We start from the raw sequence: 17,103 nt of genomic DNA on the forward strand, positions 1-17,103 counted from the left end.
TTGTCCTTGGCCCTGCTGGTGCCGGGCGGCCTGCTGGCCGCTACCGGACTGAATGAGCTTGACGATCCGCAACTGCGCGGCACGGCTACCTATCGCTATCTTGGGCTGCCGCTTTACAACGGGCGGCTTTTCACGCCGGGCGGCGGGGCGTTCGACTGGAACAAGGACTTCGCGCTGGAACTGCAATACCGTCGTAACGTGTCGAAAAAGGTGCTGATCAACTCGACCCTGGACGAGATGGACCGCATCGGGCGTCCCGCCCCTGTGCGTGATCAGCTTGAGGTCTGCTTCAAGGCCGTAAAAAAGGGCGATCGGTATCTGGCAGTTTCGGATGGGCCAAATGAGGTGTCCTTCTGGCTGAACGGTGCAAAAACCTGCACCATGCGCCATCCGGGCATCAAGCGCAGTTTCATGTCGGTGTTTCTGGGCGAGAAAAGCCGCTCGGCCGCGTTCACGCAGAAGCTCAAAGGTCAGTAATGCTGTATCCGAGGGTCAGCCTCTATGCGCTGATGCTCGCGGCGGCGGGCATCCCGCTTTACATCCACCTGCCGCGCTTTGCTGCCGTCAATCTGGGTATAGGGTTGGGGGTGATCGGGACGGTTCTATTGCTGATCCGCCTGATTGATCTGGTGCAGGATCCGCTGATCGGATGGGCCATCGACCGCTGGCCGGGGGCGCAGCTTGCATTCGCCGCTGCCGCCGCGCTTGGGTTGGCCATCGGGTTTCCCTTGCTGTTCGGTCTACCCGAAGGGGCAAGTATCCCTGCATTAGTGTCTGTGTTAATCCTTCTATTCTCTGCCTACAGCCTAGGCACGATTCTCCTCTATGGGCGCAGCGCTACGCTTGCCAAGCGAGCCGACGCCCAGGAATTGATGACCCTGGCTGCGTGGCGCGAGGGCGGGCAACTGACGGGCGTCATTCTGGCAGCCATCGCCCCGGCTGTGTTCGTAGCGCTTGGCGCCGGGGCGCAAGGCTATCCCGCTTTTGGGCTGTTTCTGGGGGTGCTGGCCCTTCTCGCCCTTGCGATGACCATTCCAATCTGGCGGCGCGCGCCGATCACCGGACAAGGGATATCTCTGGCGGGGCTTGGACAAGCTGGTGCGTTGCGTCTTTTGGTTCTGGCGCTGGTGAACAGCCTTCCTGTGGCCATCACCTCAACCCTGTTTCTGTTCTTTGTTGAAGACAAGCTGCAACTGCCGGGCAAAGCGGGCCCACTGCTGATCCTGTTTTTCCTCAGCGCAGGCGTCAGCGTTCCGCTTTGGGCACGGCTGAGCAAGCGAATTGGCCCAAAACAGACTCTGATTATAGCCATGCCCCTGTCTATCGCGGGCTTTATTGGAGCGGCCATGCTGTCGGCTGGAAACCTAGCTGGCTTCGCCGCGATCTGCATCGCTTCGGGCGCGGCGTTGGGTGCCGATATGGTGGTGCTGCCTGCCATGTTCTCGGTTGTGCTGACGCGTGCAGGGCTGAATGCCTCAACCGCCTTTGGCATCTGGTCCTTTGCGGGCAAGCTGGGCCTTGCGCTGGCTGCTTTTTTCACCCTGCCGCTGCTGGAACGCAGCGGGTTCACTCCTGGTCAGGAGAACACGACCGAGGCGCTGAAAACGCTCACCCTCGCCTATGCCGTTCTTCCCTGCATCCTGAAACTCGGCGCGTTCGGACTGGTTCTGACGCTGCCTACTGAGGTCTCTGCCAAATGAAACTGCTTGTTGTTCTGCTTTTAGCCGTCTTGGCTCTGTTCGTCGCAAAGGGTCGATTTCTGAGCTTCCGATCGCAATCCCCCGCCGATTACACTGGAACCGGCCCTGCCTTCAAAATGAAAGAGAACCTGAACGGAGAGATCCTTTCCGAAGGTCTGATCTATGGCCCCAACGGCAAGATGACCAACAGCTTCGTCGCCCGCATGATTGGGGAATGGGACGGCAACACCGGGACGCTGGCCGAGTACTTTACCTATTCCAACGGCAAACAGATGACACGTAAATGGTATCTAACACTGGGTGCCGGCAACACATTCACGGCCACAGCCGACGATATCGTAGGCGAAGGGCAAGGCACGATTTCGGGTTCGACCGTCAAACTGACCTATCGGATTATCCTGCCCGAGGACTCGGGCGGGCATACACTGGATGTTACAGATTGGATGTATCTGACCGAAAGCGGCGTGATAATGAATCGCTCGGAAATGCGCAAATTTGGCATCAAAGTCGCCGAACTCGTCGCCACAATGCGCCCCGCGCCTGAGGTCAAAGCCGCGCATCTGAACGGGGCCAACGGGTATGACTCAGACAGCGAAGCAAGGCCCCTGCAATGACCCTGCGCAGGTTTCTGATCACCTTACTTGCCATCGCTGGCGTCGCTGCGCTGGCGTCATGCTCGGCCAAACCGCGGGTGCCCAAATCGTTCCTGTCAGACCGGCAGTTGAATCTGGAAGAGTTCTTTGAGGGTAAAACCGTCGCCTATGGCCAATTTCAGGATGTTCTGGGCAATGTCCCACGCCGGTTCACGGTGGATATCGACGGAACATGGGACGGCACAAACCTGACTCTGGTCGAAGATTTCGTCTATGATGACGGCGCGACCGAGCAGCGCATCTGGACCCTGACCAAAACCGGCGAGGATACTTGGACGGGCACGGCTCCGGGTGTGCTGGGTACGGCTAGCGGGATTGAACGCGGCGATACGTTCAATTGGAAATACAAGATCGATCTGCCGATCAAGGACGGCACCATGCGGGTGAATTTCGATGACTGGATGTGGTTGCTGACCGATGACCGGTTGCTGAACCGCGCCTATGTCTCGCGCTATGGTGTGCGCCTGGGCGAAGTCGTACTGTTCTTCGAAAAGAAATAGAAAAAGGGCAGGCGCAAGGGCCCGCCCCAAAATCAGAATTGCCTAGGTCGACTTAGAAGTTGAAGCGCGCACCAAAATCGGCACGGATAAAGCCATCTTCGTCGCCTTCTTTGATCTCGCCGATACCGCCGCGCAGCGATGCGCCGTTGCCCAGATCGTAGATTGCGCCAACACCGATGTTGCGCTCGTCATCATCCGCGTTGCCGTCACCATAAGCGACCAACAGCGTTGTCGCGGCTCCAACGTTATACGAGGCCGAGAAACCATAGGCGGTGCCATTCTCGGCATCGTCCGCGACGTCATCGTCAGCCAGGAACAAAGTACCGTAGAAATCACCCAATTCTGCACCAAGTGTCAGAACAGTAAGGCTTTCGTCGTCGCCATTCGCCAGATCTTTTTCACCATAGGCGACCGAAGCGGTAAAGGCGTCAAACGAGTATGACGCAAAAATATCCCAGCGGTCGGTGCTTTCATCAGACCCGTTCAGAGCAACAGTTTCCTGATCATATGAACCGCCAAAGCTCAGGTCGCCAAGCTGGTACTGAGCGAACACCGCGTTCGCGCCCGAACCCGTCGAACTGTATTCGAGGAACTCGTAGTTGACGCCAACATACTGACCCAGAAATTCTTCCAGGCCCGGTTCATTGCCGAAGTAGTCATCCAGGTTGTCAAACGAACCTGCCACGTTTCCGGCATCGACACGCAGCCCACCGTAGAGAACTGAGAAACGCGCGCCGTTCAGGCCCGCCTCAGTGGCTTCGCCATTGCCGTTGTCTTCGTCGGCTTGCAACCGGACGCGTGCCTGAAATTCAACGCCGCTGTCCGTTTCGACAATCCCGTCGATGTTCAGACGGAACCGCGAGATCAGGATCGTGTCGTCAGTGTCAACATTTGCAGTGTCCGTCGAGGTAACGACGCCACCAGCGGTGTTGAAATTGGTAACGTCGCCAGAGCGATCTTCTTCGTAGCCGATACCAAAGCGGGCGAAGCCGCTGAACTTTATTTCCGCCGAGGCGGCACCTGTGGCCGCAATCAGTGCAGTTGATGCGATGAGGAGTTTTTTCATGGTAAATCCATAAATTTCGAGAGGAGGATGGCCTCAAAGCTGCGCCCGACGCTCCTTTCGTGGATTTACAAAAAATACGCAATATGTAATTTTTGTCCAAATACCAGCATATCGTGCTCTGTTGCATCTATGCATCCATCTGCTTCTGGCGATGCAGCGTGTGTCCCCTACTTATGAGGGTTTTGCGCATTCTCCAGACTGATAACGCAGCTGTGATCCACAAAAATCATCCTGACTTCTTGCAAATCAATCGCGTCACTCATGTTGGAAAAATCAACCTGGCACCTTGGATGTTTGACCTGCCTTGCGACGGAAATCCGATTCGACGATTGGGCAAGGCGTCAATTGCTGGTGTAGAAGAAAGACAGCTTGCGGCTTACGCCTCCCGGCGGTCGGGGGAAAGGTTCAGCGGCGCGTACCTGTTCGCGGGCAGCGCGGTCCACTTCGCGTGAGCCCGAGCTGTCAACCACTTCGACAAATTCCAGCGTGCCGTCGGGGTTGATCTGGAAAAACACCTGCGCGAACCCTCGGGCCGACACAAAGACAAGCGGTGCTCGGTTCAGATGCACCAGTACCTGCCCTTCGTAATTGGTTTCATTCGCATTGCCCGGCCCGCGACCGCCTGATCGCGTACCGCTATTGCCGGATGTGAACGCGTCGACGCCCCGGCGACGATAGGCCGTCAAAGGCGACTCGATCTCTTGTGCAGGGAAGCGCAGGTTGCTGAAATCACGTGCGCCGTTGGCGATACCCCGTCGTTGAGGAACAGGCTGCCGTTCCGGGCGCTGCGGGCGGATCGAGGTTTTGACAGCCAATTCGGTCGGCGCGTCGTTTTCAACCGGCTCCAGCGCCGTTTCGGGCAAGTCCGGTTCAATCGCCTCACTTTCCAACGGAACAACCGGAATCGCCGTCGCCTCGGGAACTGGCGCAGCTTCAGTCGGGGGCAAAGCAGCCAGTTGTTCATGCGCCGGCTCGACAGGCTGCGCCTCTTCCAGAGGTTCAGTCGATTCTGCCGCAGCATCCGGATCGCCCTCGGGCGTTTCGGCACGTTCGGCCACCTCAACAGGCGGAGTTTCGTCGGCCTCTTCGCTGGCGGACTGATCGCCATCGGTCCCGTCTACACTTTCAGCCACGTTTGGCTCGACTGGTTCAGTGGCCTCGGGCTGCACGACTTCGGCCTCTCCCAGATCCGGGGCAAAACTTTCTTCGGGGTTGTCCGACGCGACCAGCGCCTCGCTGATGGGAACCTCGGGGGTTTCGGGAATCTCTTCTTCGACCGTCTCTTCCTCGGCGGGGGGCTCGGGCGCTTCGGCCTGTTCCGGCTCAACGGCTTCTTCAGCCTCCTCGGCGAGGTCTTCGAAACTACTGCCCAGCTCAACTGAGTTCTGCGCAGCCGCCTCGCTGCCGTCTTCGGCCAGTCGCGGCGCAGTATAGAGCAACCCCATCAGGTGCAGGATCAACGACACCAGAATGGCTACGACGGCGATGACCACCGAACCCCGGATCATTGCAGCGCCTTTTCCGTCACGACAAAGACAGAACTTGCCCCAAGGCGGCGAAGCTGGCCGGTGATTTCAATAAGCCGCGCGCCGGGGGCCTCGCGGTCCGGTACGATGCGGACGGCACCGGGTTCGCGCCCTTCCATATAAAGCTCGGGCAGAATGGCGTTGCCGCGAAAGCTGAGCGTTCCGTCCTTATGCAGCACCAGTGCATCCGGCGGCTCTCGCCCTTCCAGTTCCGAGGTGTTCACAAGTTCTAGGTCGGGGTCCAGAGGCGTAGCGATCGTTCCCGTGATCAGAAAGAAGATCAACATCAGGAACACGACATTGATCAAAGGAATCGTGGAGTCGCGCTTGCGACGCGGAGTACCTGAGCGGATCATTCCAGCACCAACACGCTGAGGTCTTCGCGCCCGCGCAGACGCACCAGCAAATCGACCAAACGTTGCGAGGTGGTGTCGGGGTCAAGGCTGACCAGCACCTGCCCGGTCTCAATCTGTTCGGTCAGTTGGTCCAACGTGACCTCGGCCCCGTTCAGCGTCAGACGGTCGGGGCCAAGCTGAACGAACAACCGCTCGGTCTGTGTGTCCGAGGGCTGGCTGCCGCCGGTCGCATTGCTCAGTTCGACTTCGGCAAATTTCGAAAAGGTCGAGGTCAGCATGAAGAAAAGCAGCAACAGAAAGATCACGTCGATGAGGGGGGTCATCGACAAGGGCCGCCGGACAAAGGGCGCGCGGTTACGCATGTCCGGGCGCGGCAGCCATGGTCTGAGGTGCGTCAGGCAGTGGAATTGCTTGACCAGGCACAAGAATGGTCCGCAGCGCCTTGTCGGCAAACACCCGTTCCCGCGCGGTGCGGCTTTCGAACCAGGACAGCACCATCGAGGTGGGCATCGCCACCGCCAGGCCGACAGCAGTGGTAATCAGCGCCACCCAGATCCCGCCTGCAAGTAACGATGGATCAACGGATGAGCCTGCGGCTTGCAGGCTCTGAAACGCTTCGATCATGCCCAGAACCGTACCAAACAGACCCAAAAGCGGGGCCAACTGCGCCACCGTGTCCAGCAAGCGAAACCCGCGTTCCAATCCGGCCAGTGCCAGACCGGCCTCGGCATCCAGACGCTGATCCAGGCCGGGGGTTTCGGGCGCGTCCATGGCCACCTCGACCAGCGGGGCCAGATAGCTGCGGCTTTTGGCCAGACGCGCGCGGGCGGTTTGTACGTCGCCATCATCCCATGCCGCCAGCGCCTGCGACAACACCCGGTGCCGCCCCACGCCCGAGGCTGCAAATTGCCAGAGTTTGTAAAGGGTCACCGCCAGCGTCACCACGGACATCGCAATCAGGATCGCAACAACCGGCCCGCCGAGTTCGAGGATCTGTTCTATTGCCTGTATCATCCCAACACCTCTGCATCCGTCCGGCTGCTCAGCGTCAGGGCCGCGTCACAGATCGGGCTGTCGGCACCGTCTACAAGACAAGAGCTTGTGCCATTGAACAGCACCTGCCCCACCCCGGCGCAAGTGATACCGGTCAGATCGAACTGACGCACCCGCACGCGATCCTTTGGCATATCGCGGAATGAAAACAGCGTCAGACGCTCGACCGTACCTTCCGCATCGAAGATCACGGTCTGAAAGCTGGCCGTCTCAATCGCGGTGCCGGTGTCGTTTTGCACCACAAAGGTCAGCCGACAGGCCTCACCAGTATCCTGCATAGTGTTGAGTTCGATCTGCAATCCGCCCGTTTGGGACTGATCAGATTGCGCCAACGCTGCAAAAGGCAAAGTGCCGATAAGAACAGCGGCAACTGTCCGGCGGAGAAACAACATGCGCGTGCTCCTGATTTGTTTCTTGCGGTCCGAAGGCCTGCGACGTTCCGCCGACATTCAGTTACACATATCCAACACAGTCCGTAGGTGAAAGCCATCCCGACAGCTTTGTGATTTGACGCAAAGTTCCGCCACCGCGCCGCTCGAGTTACTGCGATGTGACCAGGGCGCAAGCCAGCAGCCATTCCAGCGCGTTGGATTTCATCCCGTGTTCAGCCGTTATGGCGATGCTGCGGCTTTCGAATATCTGCCCATATATTGGCCATTCGTCCTGATTGAATGGATAAATTGCACCCTCGACCTTTTTAAGTTCCCATTCGTTAAGCTTGCCACCCGCCACGCCAAAGCTGATCTGACCGGGAATGGTTTCATCACCATAGTGGTCGGTCAGCAAAGGGTCGGCAAAGCTGCGCTGACCCAGCCCCTGCACGAAACTGACATTGGCCGGGTTGCAGCCCATCCCGAACCACATACCCTCGACCGCCGCTTCGTATAATTCCGCAGGGATTTTGCCCGTTGCCGCGTATTGCAGCGCAATCTGCCCCGCCCGCCAGTTCGAGCCGGGGCCAAACCGCAGCCATCCCCGCCCCCAAACATAAGAATCCGTGTTGTGAAGCCCGAAATCCTGACCCATCCGCTTGCCGTTCAGGGCGCGGTATTTGATCCAGTTTTCGATCGCGGCAACCAGCTTGGCATCCGTGGCCCGCCCTTCGCGCCCCGCCTTGACGTAGTCCAGAAATGAATTGGCAAAAAACTCTGGTCGCACGCCCTCCAGCGGGGTCTCGGCACGGGGTTCGAACGGGTTGAAATCCTCGAACACCTGCCGCGTGGCGGCATGGCCTGTTGCACGGTATAAGACCGAGGCCGAGGCGATGCGCGCCCGCGAGACATCGGCGCGCGGATCGCCCTGCCCGTCCTCATTTTCAGGCGCCGGCTGTTGTTCTGCCCATAGCCAGGCGCGAAGTGCTTCGTCGATCAGCGCATCTCCAAGGGCCGCGTCCCCGCAAACCGTCTTGATCACATGGCCCAGCTTGGCGGCCCCATGGGCAAACCGATACGCAGCCCAGTCCTCCGGCGCATAGGCATACGTCACCTGAACCGGGTTCCACGAGACCGAGCCCAAAATCCCGCTGCTGGAATATTCAACGCCACCGATGATCCCGCCATCCGACAACTGCGTGCGCCGCCAGATCGAGGCCCCCCACAGCGCCTCGTGGATCAGATCTGGCAGTACGGTTTCGCCATCCCCCCGGTCCAGGTCATTCTTTCGAGCTGCAACATCAACATGCGCGAAAGGTTTTCCGCTTTCTGGCAGGTTCAGTGCCAAAGCGCGGATATGGGGGTAGGTCTCGACCAGATCGGCCATGTGATAGACCACGTTCATATGCTGGATACGGCGATCCCAGTCACCCGCATCGTGCCAACCGCCCCACGCCTCCGGGTTCGCAGTCATCTGGGACGCGTCGGGGTAGTCTTCGACCCCCAAGGCCTCGGCCTGTTGCGCCAGGGATTTCGCGGCTGAGGCCTTGCCATACCCTTCGCGCGTGTCACCCAGTTTGACGCCGGTCTGCCAGACGGTCAGCCCATCTTCGGGATGACCGTTGCGCGGGCGGGTGCGGCCCTCGCCATATGGATCTGTGATCGCGCAGCCTGATCTTTGGTGGAAATACCACCGCGCCGCCAGCCGCAACGCCCCGTCATAAACCCTTTGCGTCACATTGAACGGAAACGACTGCCCGACCCCGTCGACCTGAATGTAGTACGATCCGATGTGATCAAGGTCCGAGAAATCGGCCTCATATACATCGCAGCCATTATAGTTAAGGTCCGGCCCATGCGGCTCGGACCCCGGTTTGGCCAGTCGCAATCGCCCCGATCGCAGTTCGGCCTCGTCCTCAGTCGAGATCAGGCGCCAAACCGTCTGTTCGGACAACAGCGCATCGGTATTGCCGCCCTGATTGTTCATGTCATGACCCCACCAGCTTCCGACATAGGCCTTTTTAGGGCCTAGTATTGGATAGCCTTGCTGGCAGAGATGGATGGATTCGCTGAAAGTCTCGGCCTGTTTCCGCGCCGCGGTTTTGGTCACAGACGGCCCGTTCAACGAGACAGTCGCACCGTCGGGAATAACGCGGTCCAGCACAAAGGTCAGTTGGTGCCGCTTGGTGCTTTCCCATCGCCTGACACCAATGGCGCGCGTCGCAACAGGGGTGGTTTTTCGATAAAGCGACCGGATCGTCGCGGGCTGGCCGTCGACCTGAACCTGCCATTGCGCGGGCTGGTCGGCCAAGGCGGCGGTCGGCGCCTCTTGAGGGCCTTGGCGAAAACCGCCTTTGCGGCTGCCCTTGGTTATCTGTGGCCATGGAGTAAAAAACTGCGGCTGTGTTTCGCTTTGACGACCCGAGAAATTGCCCTTTTCCCCGTTCAGCTTACCACGCGCGCCAAAGGCATTGCCCGTATCTAGGGTCCAATTGGCCCGGTCCTGTGCCGTCACGACAATGGGTTGCGGCAGGTCGAACATCGTATCCATCACCGTCAGTTGGACCACGCTATCGCCCAAAAAACCCATAACAGGGTCTGGTAGCTCGCCTGCTGCGACACTGGAAACCAGCGTGTGGGCAAAGGGCGCAGACAAGGCCAGAGCCGTTCCTTGCAGCAATACTGCGCGCCGTGTGAGTCCCATTGGCTGTATTCCTTGCTTCGATGCGACTGTTTTACACCCTACGATCAAGACTGCGAACAAAGCGCCAGATCAATTTTGGGCGAAACAGGCTGTCAGGATACATAATCACTCCGCGCAGCCCTTCCAACAAGGCCACAGGTTTGCGGCCATATTGGAACTGATTGCGGACATTGGACCAATAGCGGTCAATCTCACGCGCGCGCAGCAGACGCCGCAGCTGCGCGCCGAATTTCTGCTGCATTGCGGGATTCTTGGCGATCTTTTCGATGCAAGGCGCCATCTGGGTAAACCCCGTGTCGCGGGTCTGAAAATTCGCCCCGGTGGCCACCTGCCGATACAGCAACAGCGCAGGGCCCGGCACCACCTCAAACCGACCTTCCAGCGCGACGCGACTCCAGAACTCCCAATCCTCGCCGTTTTTTAGGCTGGTGTCATAGCCCCCGGCCTGTCGCGCTGCTTGCGTTCTGAGAGCCAGCGCGCCACCATTGACCACATAGTTCTTGCGCAACAGTGCCGCCAATTGATCCTGTTCGGGGATCAGCGCGCGATTATCGGCGCCGCGCAAATCTTCGCCGTCGACGTTGATCCGCTGAACGCCCGCAACGGCACCAACGGCGTCGCTGTTCGATAGCGATGCGTGGAACCGCTGCAACGCCTCAGAATGCAGCAGATCATCCGCATCCAGAAACAGAACAAACGCGCCACTGGCTTGTTCGAGCCCTAGATTGCGGGCGGCGCTGACGCCTTTTGCCGGGCCTGACACTGGCCGAAACCGGGCATCCTTCTGTGCGTAAGCATCGAAGATGCGTCGTGTGCCGTCGGTTGAGCCGTCGTCGATACAGATCACCTCGAACGCGGTTAGGGTTTGGCTGCTGACGCTGTCGAGCGTCGGCGTCACGAACCGTTCCATGTTGCGGGCGGGGATGATGATTGAAAACTCGGGCACGGGGTCGGTCATTTTAGCCGCCTCCGACCCGGTCGACCTGCACGGCTGAAGCGCTGTATTCGGCAAACTCCACCCGCATCAGGGCAGCCAGCATCCCGGCGCCACGACAGATCTCCAACAAGCCCCGATACCATCTGGGTTTCGAGCCGAACCCCAGGCACAGACACATCACACAGCCCCATCCGATGGCACCCACGCCTTTGACCGCACGCATTGCGACGCCTTTGCGCCGGATCAGGGCTATGCGCCCCAGCGTGTTGCCCTTGCGAAACCAGCGCCGTCCCAGCCATTTCAGCGTCGCGCGGTTTTCAGGCACGTCGTCCCAGACCATTGCCTGCGCCGCCGCCCGGATCACACCGCCTGATTGGCGCATGCGCGAAAAAAACTCTTCGTCCTCGCCGCCGGTGATATTGAACCGGGGATCAAAGCGCATGTTGCGGTCGCGAATGACGCGTGCATCGGCCATCGAGTTATTCGTCGCCGCTGACACCAGCGCAGCGCCCTGCTCATACGGCCCCATTCGAAACAGGTTCAGCGCTTCGACCCAGCCCGGCGGAGGGGTTCTGAACCTCGGCTCGACCGGGCCCTGCGCAGCAATCGTGTCCGGCAGTTGCATCGTGTCCAGCATCTGCAGAAGCCATTGGTCCGCGACCGCCTCATCATCATCCAGAAACGCGACATAGTCCGCGTCGGACGGCGCCTCGGCCAGCGTCCGGTTCCGGGCCGAAACAATGCCGCGTGCGGGTTCAATCACATAGATAACCGGCCAACGCGAAAGGGCGTGAATATCCCCTAACTCTGCTTGCGCCGTGGCTTCGGGCGCGTTGTCGGCAATCACGAGCGTCACGCGCACATCCCGATCCTCAAGCTTTTGCGCGTTCAGACTGTCGATCAGCGCCTTCAGCCCATGAGGCCGCAGGTAGGTTGCGATACAAATGGCAACATGAGGTCGCGTGCTATGGTAGGCATCAGCGCTCATAACCCGCCTGCTCCAGCGCCTGTCCGGCCAACTTGTCGAACCGGGCTTTCTTGCTGTCCGGCCACTCGGCCCAGCGCTTTACCGGGTTGAAATCCGCGGTCTTTGCCTGCGGTTGCCAACGCTGTTCGTTCGCAGCGGTTGAACGCGAGGACCCCCGCACCGGCATCTTGTCGATCTCGGCCCAAGGAAAGCGCGGGGCCTCCAGCCCGATATGGTCCAGCATCTGCTGCACGTGGCTGGGCGTATTGCCGACGATATCCTCGTATCGGACAACCATCGTATCAGCGTTTTCATTAGGGCCGCCGCTGCTGAAACTCAGAATCGCCTCGGCCCCCAAACGCCATTCATCGGCCAATTGGCGGAAATTTTTGCTGCGCAGGGAAAACCGCGAGAACGTTCTGAGCGAGGAGTCCAGCACGTCCCGCCCGTCCCTGAGACACAGAATTATCTTGGCGTCGGGAAAGAGATAGCGTGCCAGCGACAGGTCCTGCACATGCGGGCATTTTAGTAGTATGTGCTGCCCCTCGGCCTGCGCCTGCAACTCGCGGAACCATGCCCCAGCCAGCATGGCCAGCATGTCATAATGCCCCAGCACTTCCTCATTGCGCGGGAAGTACCGCAGGAAATCACGCGAAAAGGCCGCTGCGTCGCCAGCCGCGTGAAGCAGCGGAAACTCATAGAGCCTGCCGGGATCGGCGGTGACGTCAGGGTGCATTCCCACCAGATCATGCACAAAATTCGTCCCCGAACGGGGCAAAACGCCAAAAATCAGGATCGGAGTACGGATGTCACCGCGCGCCCTGCGCGCAAGGGCGGCAAGATGTGCGCCCTGTTCGGCAGAGACTTGCGGCATGAAATCCCGGCCATCCAGAAACCGGGCCCCCAATATGCGGCGGGTCATACGCGTGATCTGGTTGATGCGCAGGTCCCCAAAAATCCGTGCTGTATCCCGGACGCCCATATTTTACCCGTGCGTTCCCGTCTTGATCGGTGGCAAAAGTTGCCAAGTGGGCCAAGGTAGATTGTCGCGCCCGAGAAACTGCGCGACAAACTCCATGTCGTCGCGGAATTGCTCGGCCAACATCACGCGAGTTTCGGGTGTGGGCGGCGACACTTTTGTTTTCAGATGCTGTTTATTCATAGCCAGAGCCTGCTTCAAGCCAGGTGCCTTCTTCAACCCTTTGACCAAATCTGCCAACCCAAGCGAACGCAGAACTGAACCACCCTTGCGTAATGCATTCTGAACGGCCTGGTTTTTGTATACGATAGTTTCGTGATGACGTTCAGTGATCGCAGAGGGGTTTTCCTCGGGCGCGACACCCAAATGTGCGCAAATGCGCCGATAGGTTCCCTGAGGATCTTTCGCCACGTCTTCGGACAGCAGGACAAGCAGTGCGCCTTTGTTGAAGTTGTCCAACCAGTTTTGCAGGTTCGCTTTGTAGTGGCTTTGCAGCGTGTAGGCCGGGTTCAGCGGCAGCGCATCTTCGAACGACGTATCGGGAGGAATGTGACCTTTGCGGATCTCGTGCAGATGATTTGAAAACGCCCGTTCGACCGGATCACGCAGAATACAGATCAGCTTGAAGTCGGGGTTATAGTCCCACGCCCGTTGTGCGGCATCGCGACTGTAGAAGTAATTGGGCGAGCATTCGCCCCGGATAACGCCCGGTTCAGCCGAGTCGAAGCGGGATTCATACCACTGAAACCCCAAATCGTAACGGGCATTGAAAAAATTGAGCTCTTTCGTTTCGCTGGTCCGCACCGAAGGGTGCTCGGACAGCACGTGATGCAACCACGTGGTGGCTGCTTTTTGGACACCAATCCCGATGAAATTTGTCTTCGTCACTCACTCATACCTTCGAAAAACAGGCCCTATGGCTTGACAACTTTACCCATGCCGTCACCGGCGTAAAAACTTTGTAAACACGTCCTTCCTGACAACGATACTCAACGCATGCGGTAGTGTATGCAAGTATCGCTTGAGCAGGTAGCCCGGACCTGTCGCGATACGGTGCAACCACTCCAATCCCATGGACTGCATCCATCGCGGTGCTCGGGCGTAGTCCCCAACCACGTAGTGATAGCACCCTCCACAGGTCACCACCCAGGCGCATTGCGTCAGCTTCGGCGCGATACGGGCGGCAAAATACTGTTCTTTCGGCTTGCCGAGCCCCACCCACAAGATATCCGCACCGCTCGCATTGATATCGGCAATCACCGCCTCTTCATCGGCGGGATCAAAATACCCGTTGCGGCGCCCGGCAATGACAAGACCGGGATACATCTCTTGCAGGCGCGCTGCGCAATCTCGGTTGATCTCTTCGGTCGCGCCCAGCAGGTAAAAGCTGAGACCGTTTTTAGCAGCGACCTTAGCCGCCGAGTGGATGAAATCTGTGGTTGCGGTACGTTCGGGCACCCCGCCCTCTCCGTGCGCCATACGAGACGCCCAGACGACGATCTGGCCATCCGCATGGATGATATCGGCCGAATCCATCACACGGGCAAATCCTTCGTCCGTGGCATAGGTGGATATGGCATGCGCATTCGAGCTGAACACAGTCACCGCACGTGTCAACGCGCCAGATCGCCGTTTGAGCACATCTTCCGCCATTGCTTTGGTCAGGTCTTCATCCCCGGCTTGCGCGACGGGTACCCCTCCGACCAATATGTGCGGCAAGCGCATTTCGACCGTCTTGTTCATCAATACTCGTTCCAAATTCACCAGGTAACACTCGACGCTGGACTCAAAGTAACAGCCGCAGCGATTCTTACTATTAAATTAGAGTTTATCTTCCGTTCATCTTGGAAATTGACCCTACTTCGCACCAATTGCAGGCAAGCCGCACCGAATTAGTCATCAATCCTCCGAAACTTAGCACATTGTTTACGACATATGCGGTTTTCTCTGTTGAATACAGGTTTGTGGGCCTATGTTTTCTGTAGTCCGTGTTTCAGATTGTTAATTAGTTATGACTGATCAGTATCGCCGAGGATTGGATGTTGAATTGACGGGTTTCGGCCAGGCTCCGGCCGGCGATCCCGAACTTAGGGTGTTATCGAATATCGCGTGGGCGATCCGACGTTCGATCCTGTGGATATTGCTGGTCGGATTTCTGGGCGGGGTGACCGCCTATCTGCTGTCCTACCTGTCGGACACGAAATACACCTCAAGCGCGAAGGTCATGATCGAGACCCGCGTTCAGACCGAAACTCAGTTTACGCCGCAGGTATCGGGCCTGCCCCTTTCCCTGACATCGCTTGAGAGTGAGTTGCAACTTCTGCGCTCGACCGATCTGATCGAAAATGTCGTGGATCGTCTTGAACTGCATACGGATCCGGAATTCTCGGGTGCTGAAACTGGCTTTACCCTTTCTCCTATTGCCTTGGCGCGCCGTTTGAAAAACGGGCTGGTCAGTGCACTCAGCGGGGGGGATGACGCGGACGAGGGTGGCGACAGTGGTCAAACCCTGGAAGAGATGCAGCGCGAAGCGACCATCGAGAAATTGCTGGAGGCACGCCGCATCGAACAGATTGGCGAAACCTCAGCCGTGTACGAAATTCGCGTCTCTGCGAAAACGCCGCAAAAAGCAGCCGTCATCGCCAACAGCCTGGCCAATGAGTACCTATTTGTCCTGACGCGCATGAAACGCGATGATCTAAGCCAGTCGCAGGAATGGTTGGCAACGCGGATCGGTCAGATTCGCGAAGACCTGAACAAGCTCATCTCGGATCTTGAGGCACATTCGGTCGAAACGCCGTATTCACCGGAGGAATACGCCACCATCAAGGCACAGCGCATCAAGGCCGAGAAACGCGCCCGGCTGGTGAATGAAGAACTGTTTGTGCTGGATGAACAGACCAACACCATCCAACTGCTCAGGGACAATGGCAATGTCGCCGAAGCGGTAGAATTCGCCGTTCAATCGGCGCTGGTACCGCAGAGCACGGCCAATAATTCAGATGACGCGCAAGCGGTTCTGGACAGTGCGTTGGAAGCAGCACAGCGCAAAACGGAAATTCTGAACGGACAGCTAGCCACGCTGAATATCAGCATCAACACGTTCAAGGACCAGCAGGTACGCCAGGTTCAGCATGACTCGGTCACCAAGCGGATCGAGAATGAGATTCTTGTGGCAGAAGCAATCTATCGTGACTTTGTTTCGCAACTGGGGCGTCGGGCCGAACAGGGTGATTACCTGGATGCAGGGGCCCACATTATCGAAACTGCACGCGCTTCGGTCGATCCATCAGAGCCGAAACGGGCGCAAATGGCGATCGGGGTCATGATTGCAATGATCTTTGGCGGCCTGGGTTTTGCCGTGATCCGCGAGCTGTTCCAAACGCGCCTCAGAACCACCTATGAGCTTGAAAACACCACGGGCGTCAAACTTTCGGCAATCATTCCCGAAGTTCGAAAGGACCCCCCCTTTGAAACCTTCTTTACCAATGACGGAAAGCTGGACCCAGAGTTGCTGCATTTCGGGCGTAAGCTTCTGGCCAGCAGCGATATTGGTCTGCGCACCCTACGCAACGAGAGTGAGCTGACCACCTCTCAAGCGGCCGAGTTCTTTACCAAGAATGTCGATAGCAAACACGGCCAGCGCTTTGCCGAGAATGGGTGCATGATCTTCTCTGGCGCGTCAGCGGTACCAGATGAGGGGAAAACGTCCGGCCTACTGCTGATCGGGTCGGTCTGCGCGCAAGCCGGGTATCGGACGTTGATCATTGACTGCGACACGGTCACTTCCACCTATCGCGACCTGTCGCAACTGTCCGTCGAAGGGTTGAAACACGGGGCAAAGCACCCAGCGTCGTTTCAGGACAACATTGTCAGCACCCCGCAAGACGGACTGGATATCCTGCCGTTGATCGGACCGTTGGAAGACGAGGCTCAGGCCAAAGAAGTGGGTGAGTTCCTGTGTTCTCCGGCCTTCCTGAACCTGCTCTATTCGCTGTCCGACATGTATGAAGTGATCCTTCTGGATACACCGCCGTTGTTGCGCGCGGTCGAGTCGGCTTACCTGTCGCAAATCTCGCACCGGGTGATCCTTTTTGCGCGCTGGAACAGCACGCATAAGAACACGGTCCTGCAGGCAATGCGCGAATTGGAAAATGCGGGCGTTCGCCCCTCGGCCCTGGTGGCGACGCGGGTCGATATGAAACAGGTCCGACACTACGGCGACCCGATCCTAGGATAAAAGACCAGTCCAAAGCAAAGGGGCGGCACTCCGACCTCGCAAAACGAAGCG

The 17,103-nt window shown here is 58.4% G+C and carries 17 protein-coding genes; 5 read left to right on the top strand and 12 right to left on the bottom strand.

What is annotated here, in order from left to right; genetic code table 11:
- From ACR3E7_RS12760 to ACR3E7_RS12775, 4 genes are read left to right on the top strand one after another with little or no spacing between them, the layout of a single operon-like run.
- Positions 1–477 (top strand): hypothetical protein, encoded by a 477-nt coding sequence (locus ACR3E7_RS12760; protein ID WP_480503499.1) that lies wholly within the window; start codon positions 1–3, stop codon positions 475–477.
- A complete protein-coding gene (locus ACR3E7_RS12765) occupies positions 477–1,700 on the top strand; it encodes an MFS transporter (protein ID WP_480503500.1) in 1,224 nt (407 codons plus the stop codon). The genes ACR3E7_RS12760 and ACR3E7_RS12765 overlap by 1 nt, the downstream gene beginning before the upstream one ends.
- On the top strand, positions 1,697–2,314 hold the full coding sequence (locus tag ACR3E7_RS12770; protein ID WP_480503501.1) for a DUF3833 domain-containing protein: 618 nt from the start codon (positions 1,697–1,699) through the stop codon (positions 2,312–2,314). The genes ACR3E7_RS12765 and ACR3E7_RS12770 overlap by 4 nt, the downstream gene beginning before the upstream one ends.
- On the top strand, positions 2,311–2,853 hold the full coding sequence (locus ACR3E7_RS12775; RefSeq protein WP_480503502.1) for a DUF3833 domain-containing protein: 543 nt from the start codon (positions 2,311–2,313) through the stop codon (positions 2,851–2,853). Before ACR3E7_RS12770 ends, ACR3E7_RS12775 begins: the two co-directional genes overlap by 4 nt.
- A 52-nt stretch (positions 2,854–2,905) precedes the next feature.
- On the opposite strand, the gene ACR3E7_RS12780 is transcribed toward ACR3E7_RS12775, so the two are convergent.
- The 12 genes from ACR3E7_RS12780 to ACR3E7_RS12835 form a co-directional block, all read right to left on the bottom strand.
- Entirely contained in the window at positions 2,906–3,919 is a 1,014-nt protein-coding gene (locus ACR3E7_RS12780; RefSeq protein WP_170773006.1) for a porin, read from the bottom strand.
- A gap of 341 nt (positions 3,920–4,260) precedes the next feature.
- Entirely contained in the window at positions 4,261–5,427 is a 1,167-nt protein-coding gene (locus ACR3E7_RS12785; RefSeq protein ID WP_480503503.1) for an energy transducer TonB family protein, read from the bottom strand.
- Positions 5,424–5,801, bottom strand: coding sequence for an ExbD/TolR family protein (locus ACR3E7_RS12790; protein ID WP_170773010.1), 378 nt, complete (start codon positions 5,799–5,801; stop codon positions 5,424–5,426). The genes ACR3E7_RS12785 and ACR3E7_RS12790 overlap by 4 nt, the downstream gene beginning before the upstream one ends.
- Complete coding sequence (locus tag ACR3E7_RS12795) at positions 5,798–6,124, bottom strand: ExbD/TolR family protein (RefSeq protein WP_170789475.1); 327 nt, start codon at positions 6,122–6,124, stop codon at positions 5,798–5,800. The genes ACR3E7_RS12790 and ACR3E7_RS12795 overlap by 4 nt, the downstream gene beginning before the upstream one ends.
- 31 nt (positions 6,125–6,155) lie before the next feature.
- A complete protein-coding gene (locus ACR3E7_RS12800; protein WP_480503504.1) occupies positions 6,156–6,815 on the bottom strand; it encodes a MotA/TolQ/ExbB proton channel family protein in 660 nt (219 codons plus the stop codon).
- Positions 6,812–7,246 carry a hypothetical protein gene (locus ACR3E7_RS12805; protein WP_480503506.1) on the bottom strand — a complete coding sequence of 145 codons (435 nt, stop codon included), beginning with the start codon at positions 7,244–7,246 and terminating at the stop codon, positions 6,812–6,814. Before ACR3E7_RS12805 ends, ACR3E7_RS12800 begins: the two co-directional genes overlap by 4 nt.
- Positions 7,247–7,394: 148 nt before the next feature.
- Complete coding sequence (locus ACR3E7_RS12810) at positions 7,395–9,929, bottom strand: glycoside hydrolase family 9 protein (RefSeq protein ID WP_480503507.1); 2,535 nt, start codon at positions 9,927–9,929, stop codon at positions 7,395–7,397.
- A gap of 31 nt (positions 9,930–9,960) precedes the next feature.
- Positions 9,961–10,887: a glycosyltransferase family 2 protein gene (locus tag ACR3E7_RS12815; RefSeq protein ID WP_170789471.1), complete on the bottom strand. Its 927-nt coding sequence runs from the start codon at positions 10,885–10,887 to the stop codon at positions 9,961–9,963.
- 1 nt (position 10,888) lies between these two features.
- Complete coding sequence (locus tag ACR3E7_RS12820; RefSeq protein WP_480503509.1) at positions 10,889–11,854, bottom strand: glycosyltransferase family 2 protein; 966 nt, start codon at positions 11,852–11,854, stop codon at positions 10,889–10,891.
- Entirely contained in the window at positions 11,844–12,815 is a 972-nt protein-coding gene (locus tag ACR3E7_RS12825; protein ID WP_480503510.1) for a sulfotransferase family protein, read from the bottom strand. Before ACR3E7_RS12825 ends, ACR3E7_RS12820 begins: the two co-directional genes overlap by 11 nt.
- A 3-nt stretch (positions 12,816–12,818) precedes the next feature.
- Positions 12,819–13,700: a sulfotransferase family protein gene (locus ACR3E7_RS12830; RefSeq protein WP_480503511.1), complete on the bottom strand. Its 882-nt coding sequence runs from the start codon at positions 13,698–13,700 to the stop codon at positions 12,819–12,821.
- 54 nt (positions 13,701–13,754) lie between these two features.
- Complete coding sequence (locus ACR3E7_RS12835; RefSeq protein WP_170773028.1) at positions 13,755–14,555, bottom strand: WecB/TagA/CpsF family glycosyltransferase; 801 nt, start codon at positions 14,553–14,555, stop codon at positions 13,755–13,757.
- Positions 14,556–14,823: 268 nt separating this feature from the next.
- On the opposite strand from ACR3E7_RS12835, the gene ACR3E7_RS12840 reads away from it, so the two are divergent.
- Positions 14,824–17,052 (top strand): GumC family protein, encoded by a 2,229-nt coding sequence (locus tag ACR3E7_RS12840; RefSeq protein ID WP_480503512.1) that lies wholly within the window; start codon positions 14,824–14,826, stop codon positions 17,050–17,052.
- Positions 17,053–17,103 lie beyond the last annotated feature (51 nt).

This window comes from Ruegeria sp. BK1, from assembly GCF_056535645.1.

Bases quoted from the DNA above. Each gene is read 5' to 3' on its own strand.
- ACR3E7_RS12780 (WP_170773006.1), bottom strand. From the start codon at position 3,919: ATGAAAAAACTCCTCATCGCATCAACTGCACTGATTGCGGCCACAGGT.
- ACR3E7_RS12775 (WP_480503502.1), top strand. From the start codon at position 2,311: ATGACCCTGCGCAGGTTTCTGATCACCTTACTTGCCATCGCTGGCGTC.
- ACR3E7_RS12790 (WP_170773010.1), bottom strand. From the start codon at position 5,801: ATGATCCGCTCAGGTACTCCGCGTCGCAAGCGCGACTCCACGATTCCT.
- ACR3E7_RS12785 (WP_480503503.1), bottom strand. From the start codon at position 5,427: ATGATCCGGGGTTCGGTGGTCATCGCCGTCGTAGCCATTCTGGTGTCG.
- ACR3E7_RS12765 (WP_480503500.1), top strand. From the start codon at position 477: ATGCTGTATCCGAGGGTCAGCCTCTATGCGCTGATGCTCGCGGCGGCG.
- ACR3E7_RS12810 (WP_480503507.1), bottom strand. From the start codon at position 9,929: ATGGGACTCACACGGCGCGCAGTATTGCTGCAAGGAACGGCTCTGGCC.
- ACR3E7_RS12800 (WP_480503504.1), bottom strand. From the start codon at position 6,815: ATGATACAGGCAATAGAACAGATCCTCGAACTCGGCGGGCCGGTTGTT.
- ACR3E7_RS12770 (WP_480503501.1), top strand. From the start codon at position 1,697: ATGAAACTGCTTGTTGTTCTGCTTTTAGCCGTCTTGGCTCTGTTCGTC.
- ACR3E7_RS12805 (WP_480503506.1), bottom strand. From the start codon at position 7,246: ATGTTGTTTCTCCGCCGGACAGTTGCCGCTGTTCTTATCGGCACTTTG.
- ACR3E7_RS12820 (WP_480503509.1), bottom strand. From the start codon at position 11,854: ATGAGCGCTGATGCCTACCATAGCACGCGACCTCATGTTGCCATTTGT.
- ACR3E7_RS12815 (WP_170789471.1), bottom strand. From the start codon at position 10,887: ATGACCGACCCCGTGCCCGAGTTTTCAATCATCATCCCCGCCCGCAAC.
- ACR3E7_RS12825 (WP_480503510.1), bottom strand. From the start codon at position 12,815: ATGGGCGTCCGGGATACAGCACGGATTTTTGGGGACCTGCGCATCAAC.
- ACR3E7_RS12795 (WP_170789475.1), bottom strand. From the start codon at position 6,124: ATGACCCCCCTCATCGACGTGATCTTTCTGTTGCTGCTTTTCTTCATG.
- ACR3E7_RS12835 (WP_170773028.1), bottom strand. From the start codon at position 14,555: ATGAACAAGACGGTCGAAATGCGCTTGCCGCACATATTGGTCGGAGGG.
- ACR3E7_RS12840 (WP_480503512.1), top strand. From the start codon at position 14,824: ATGACTGATCAGTATCGCCGAGGATTGGATGTTGAATTGACGGGTTTC.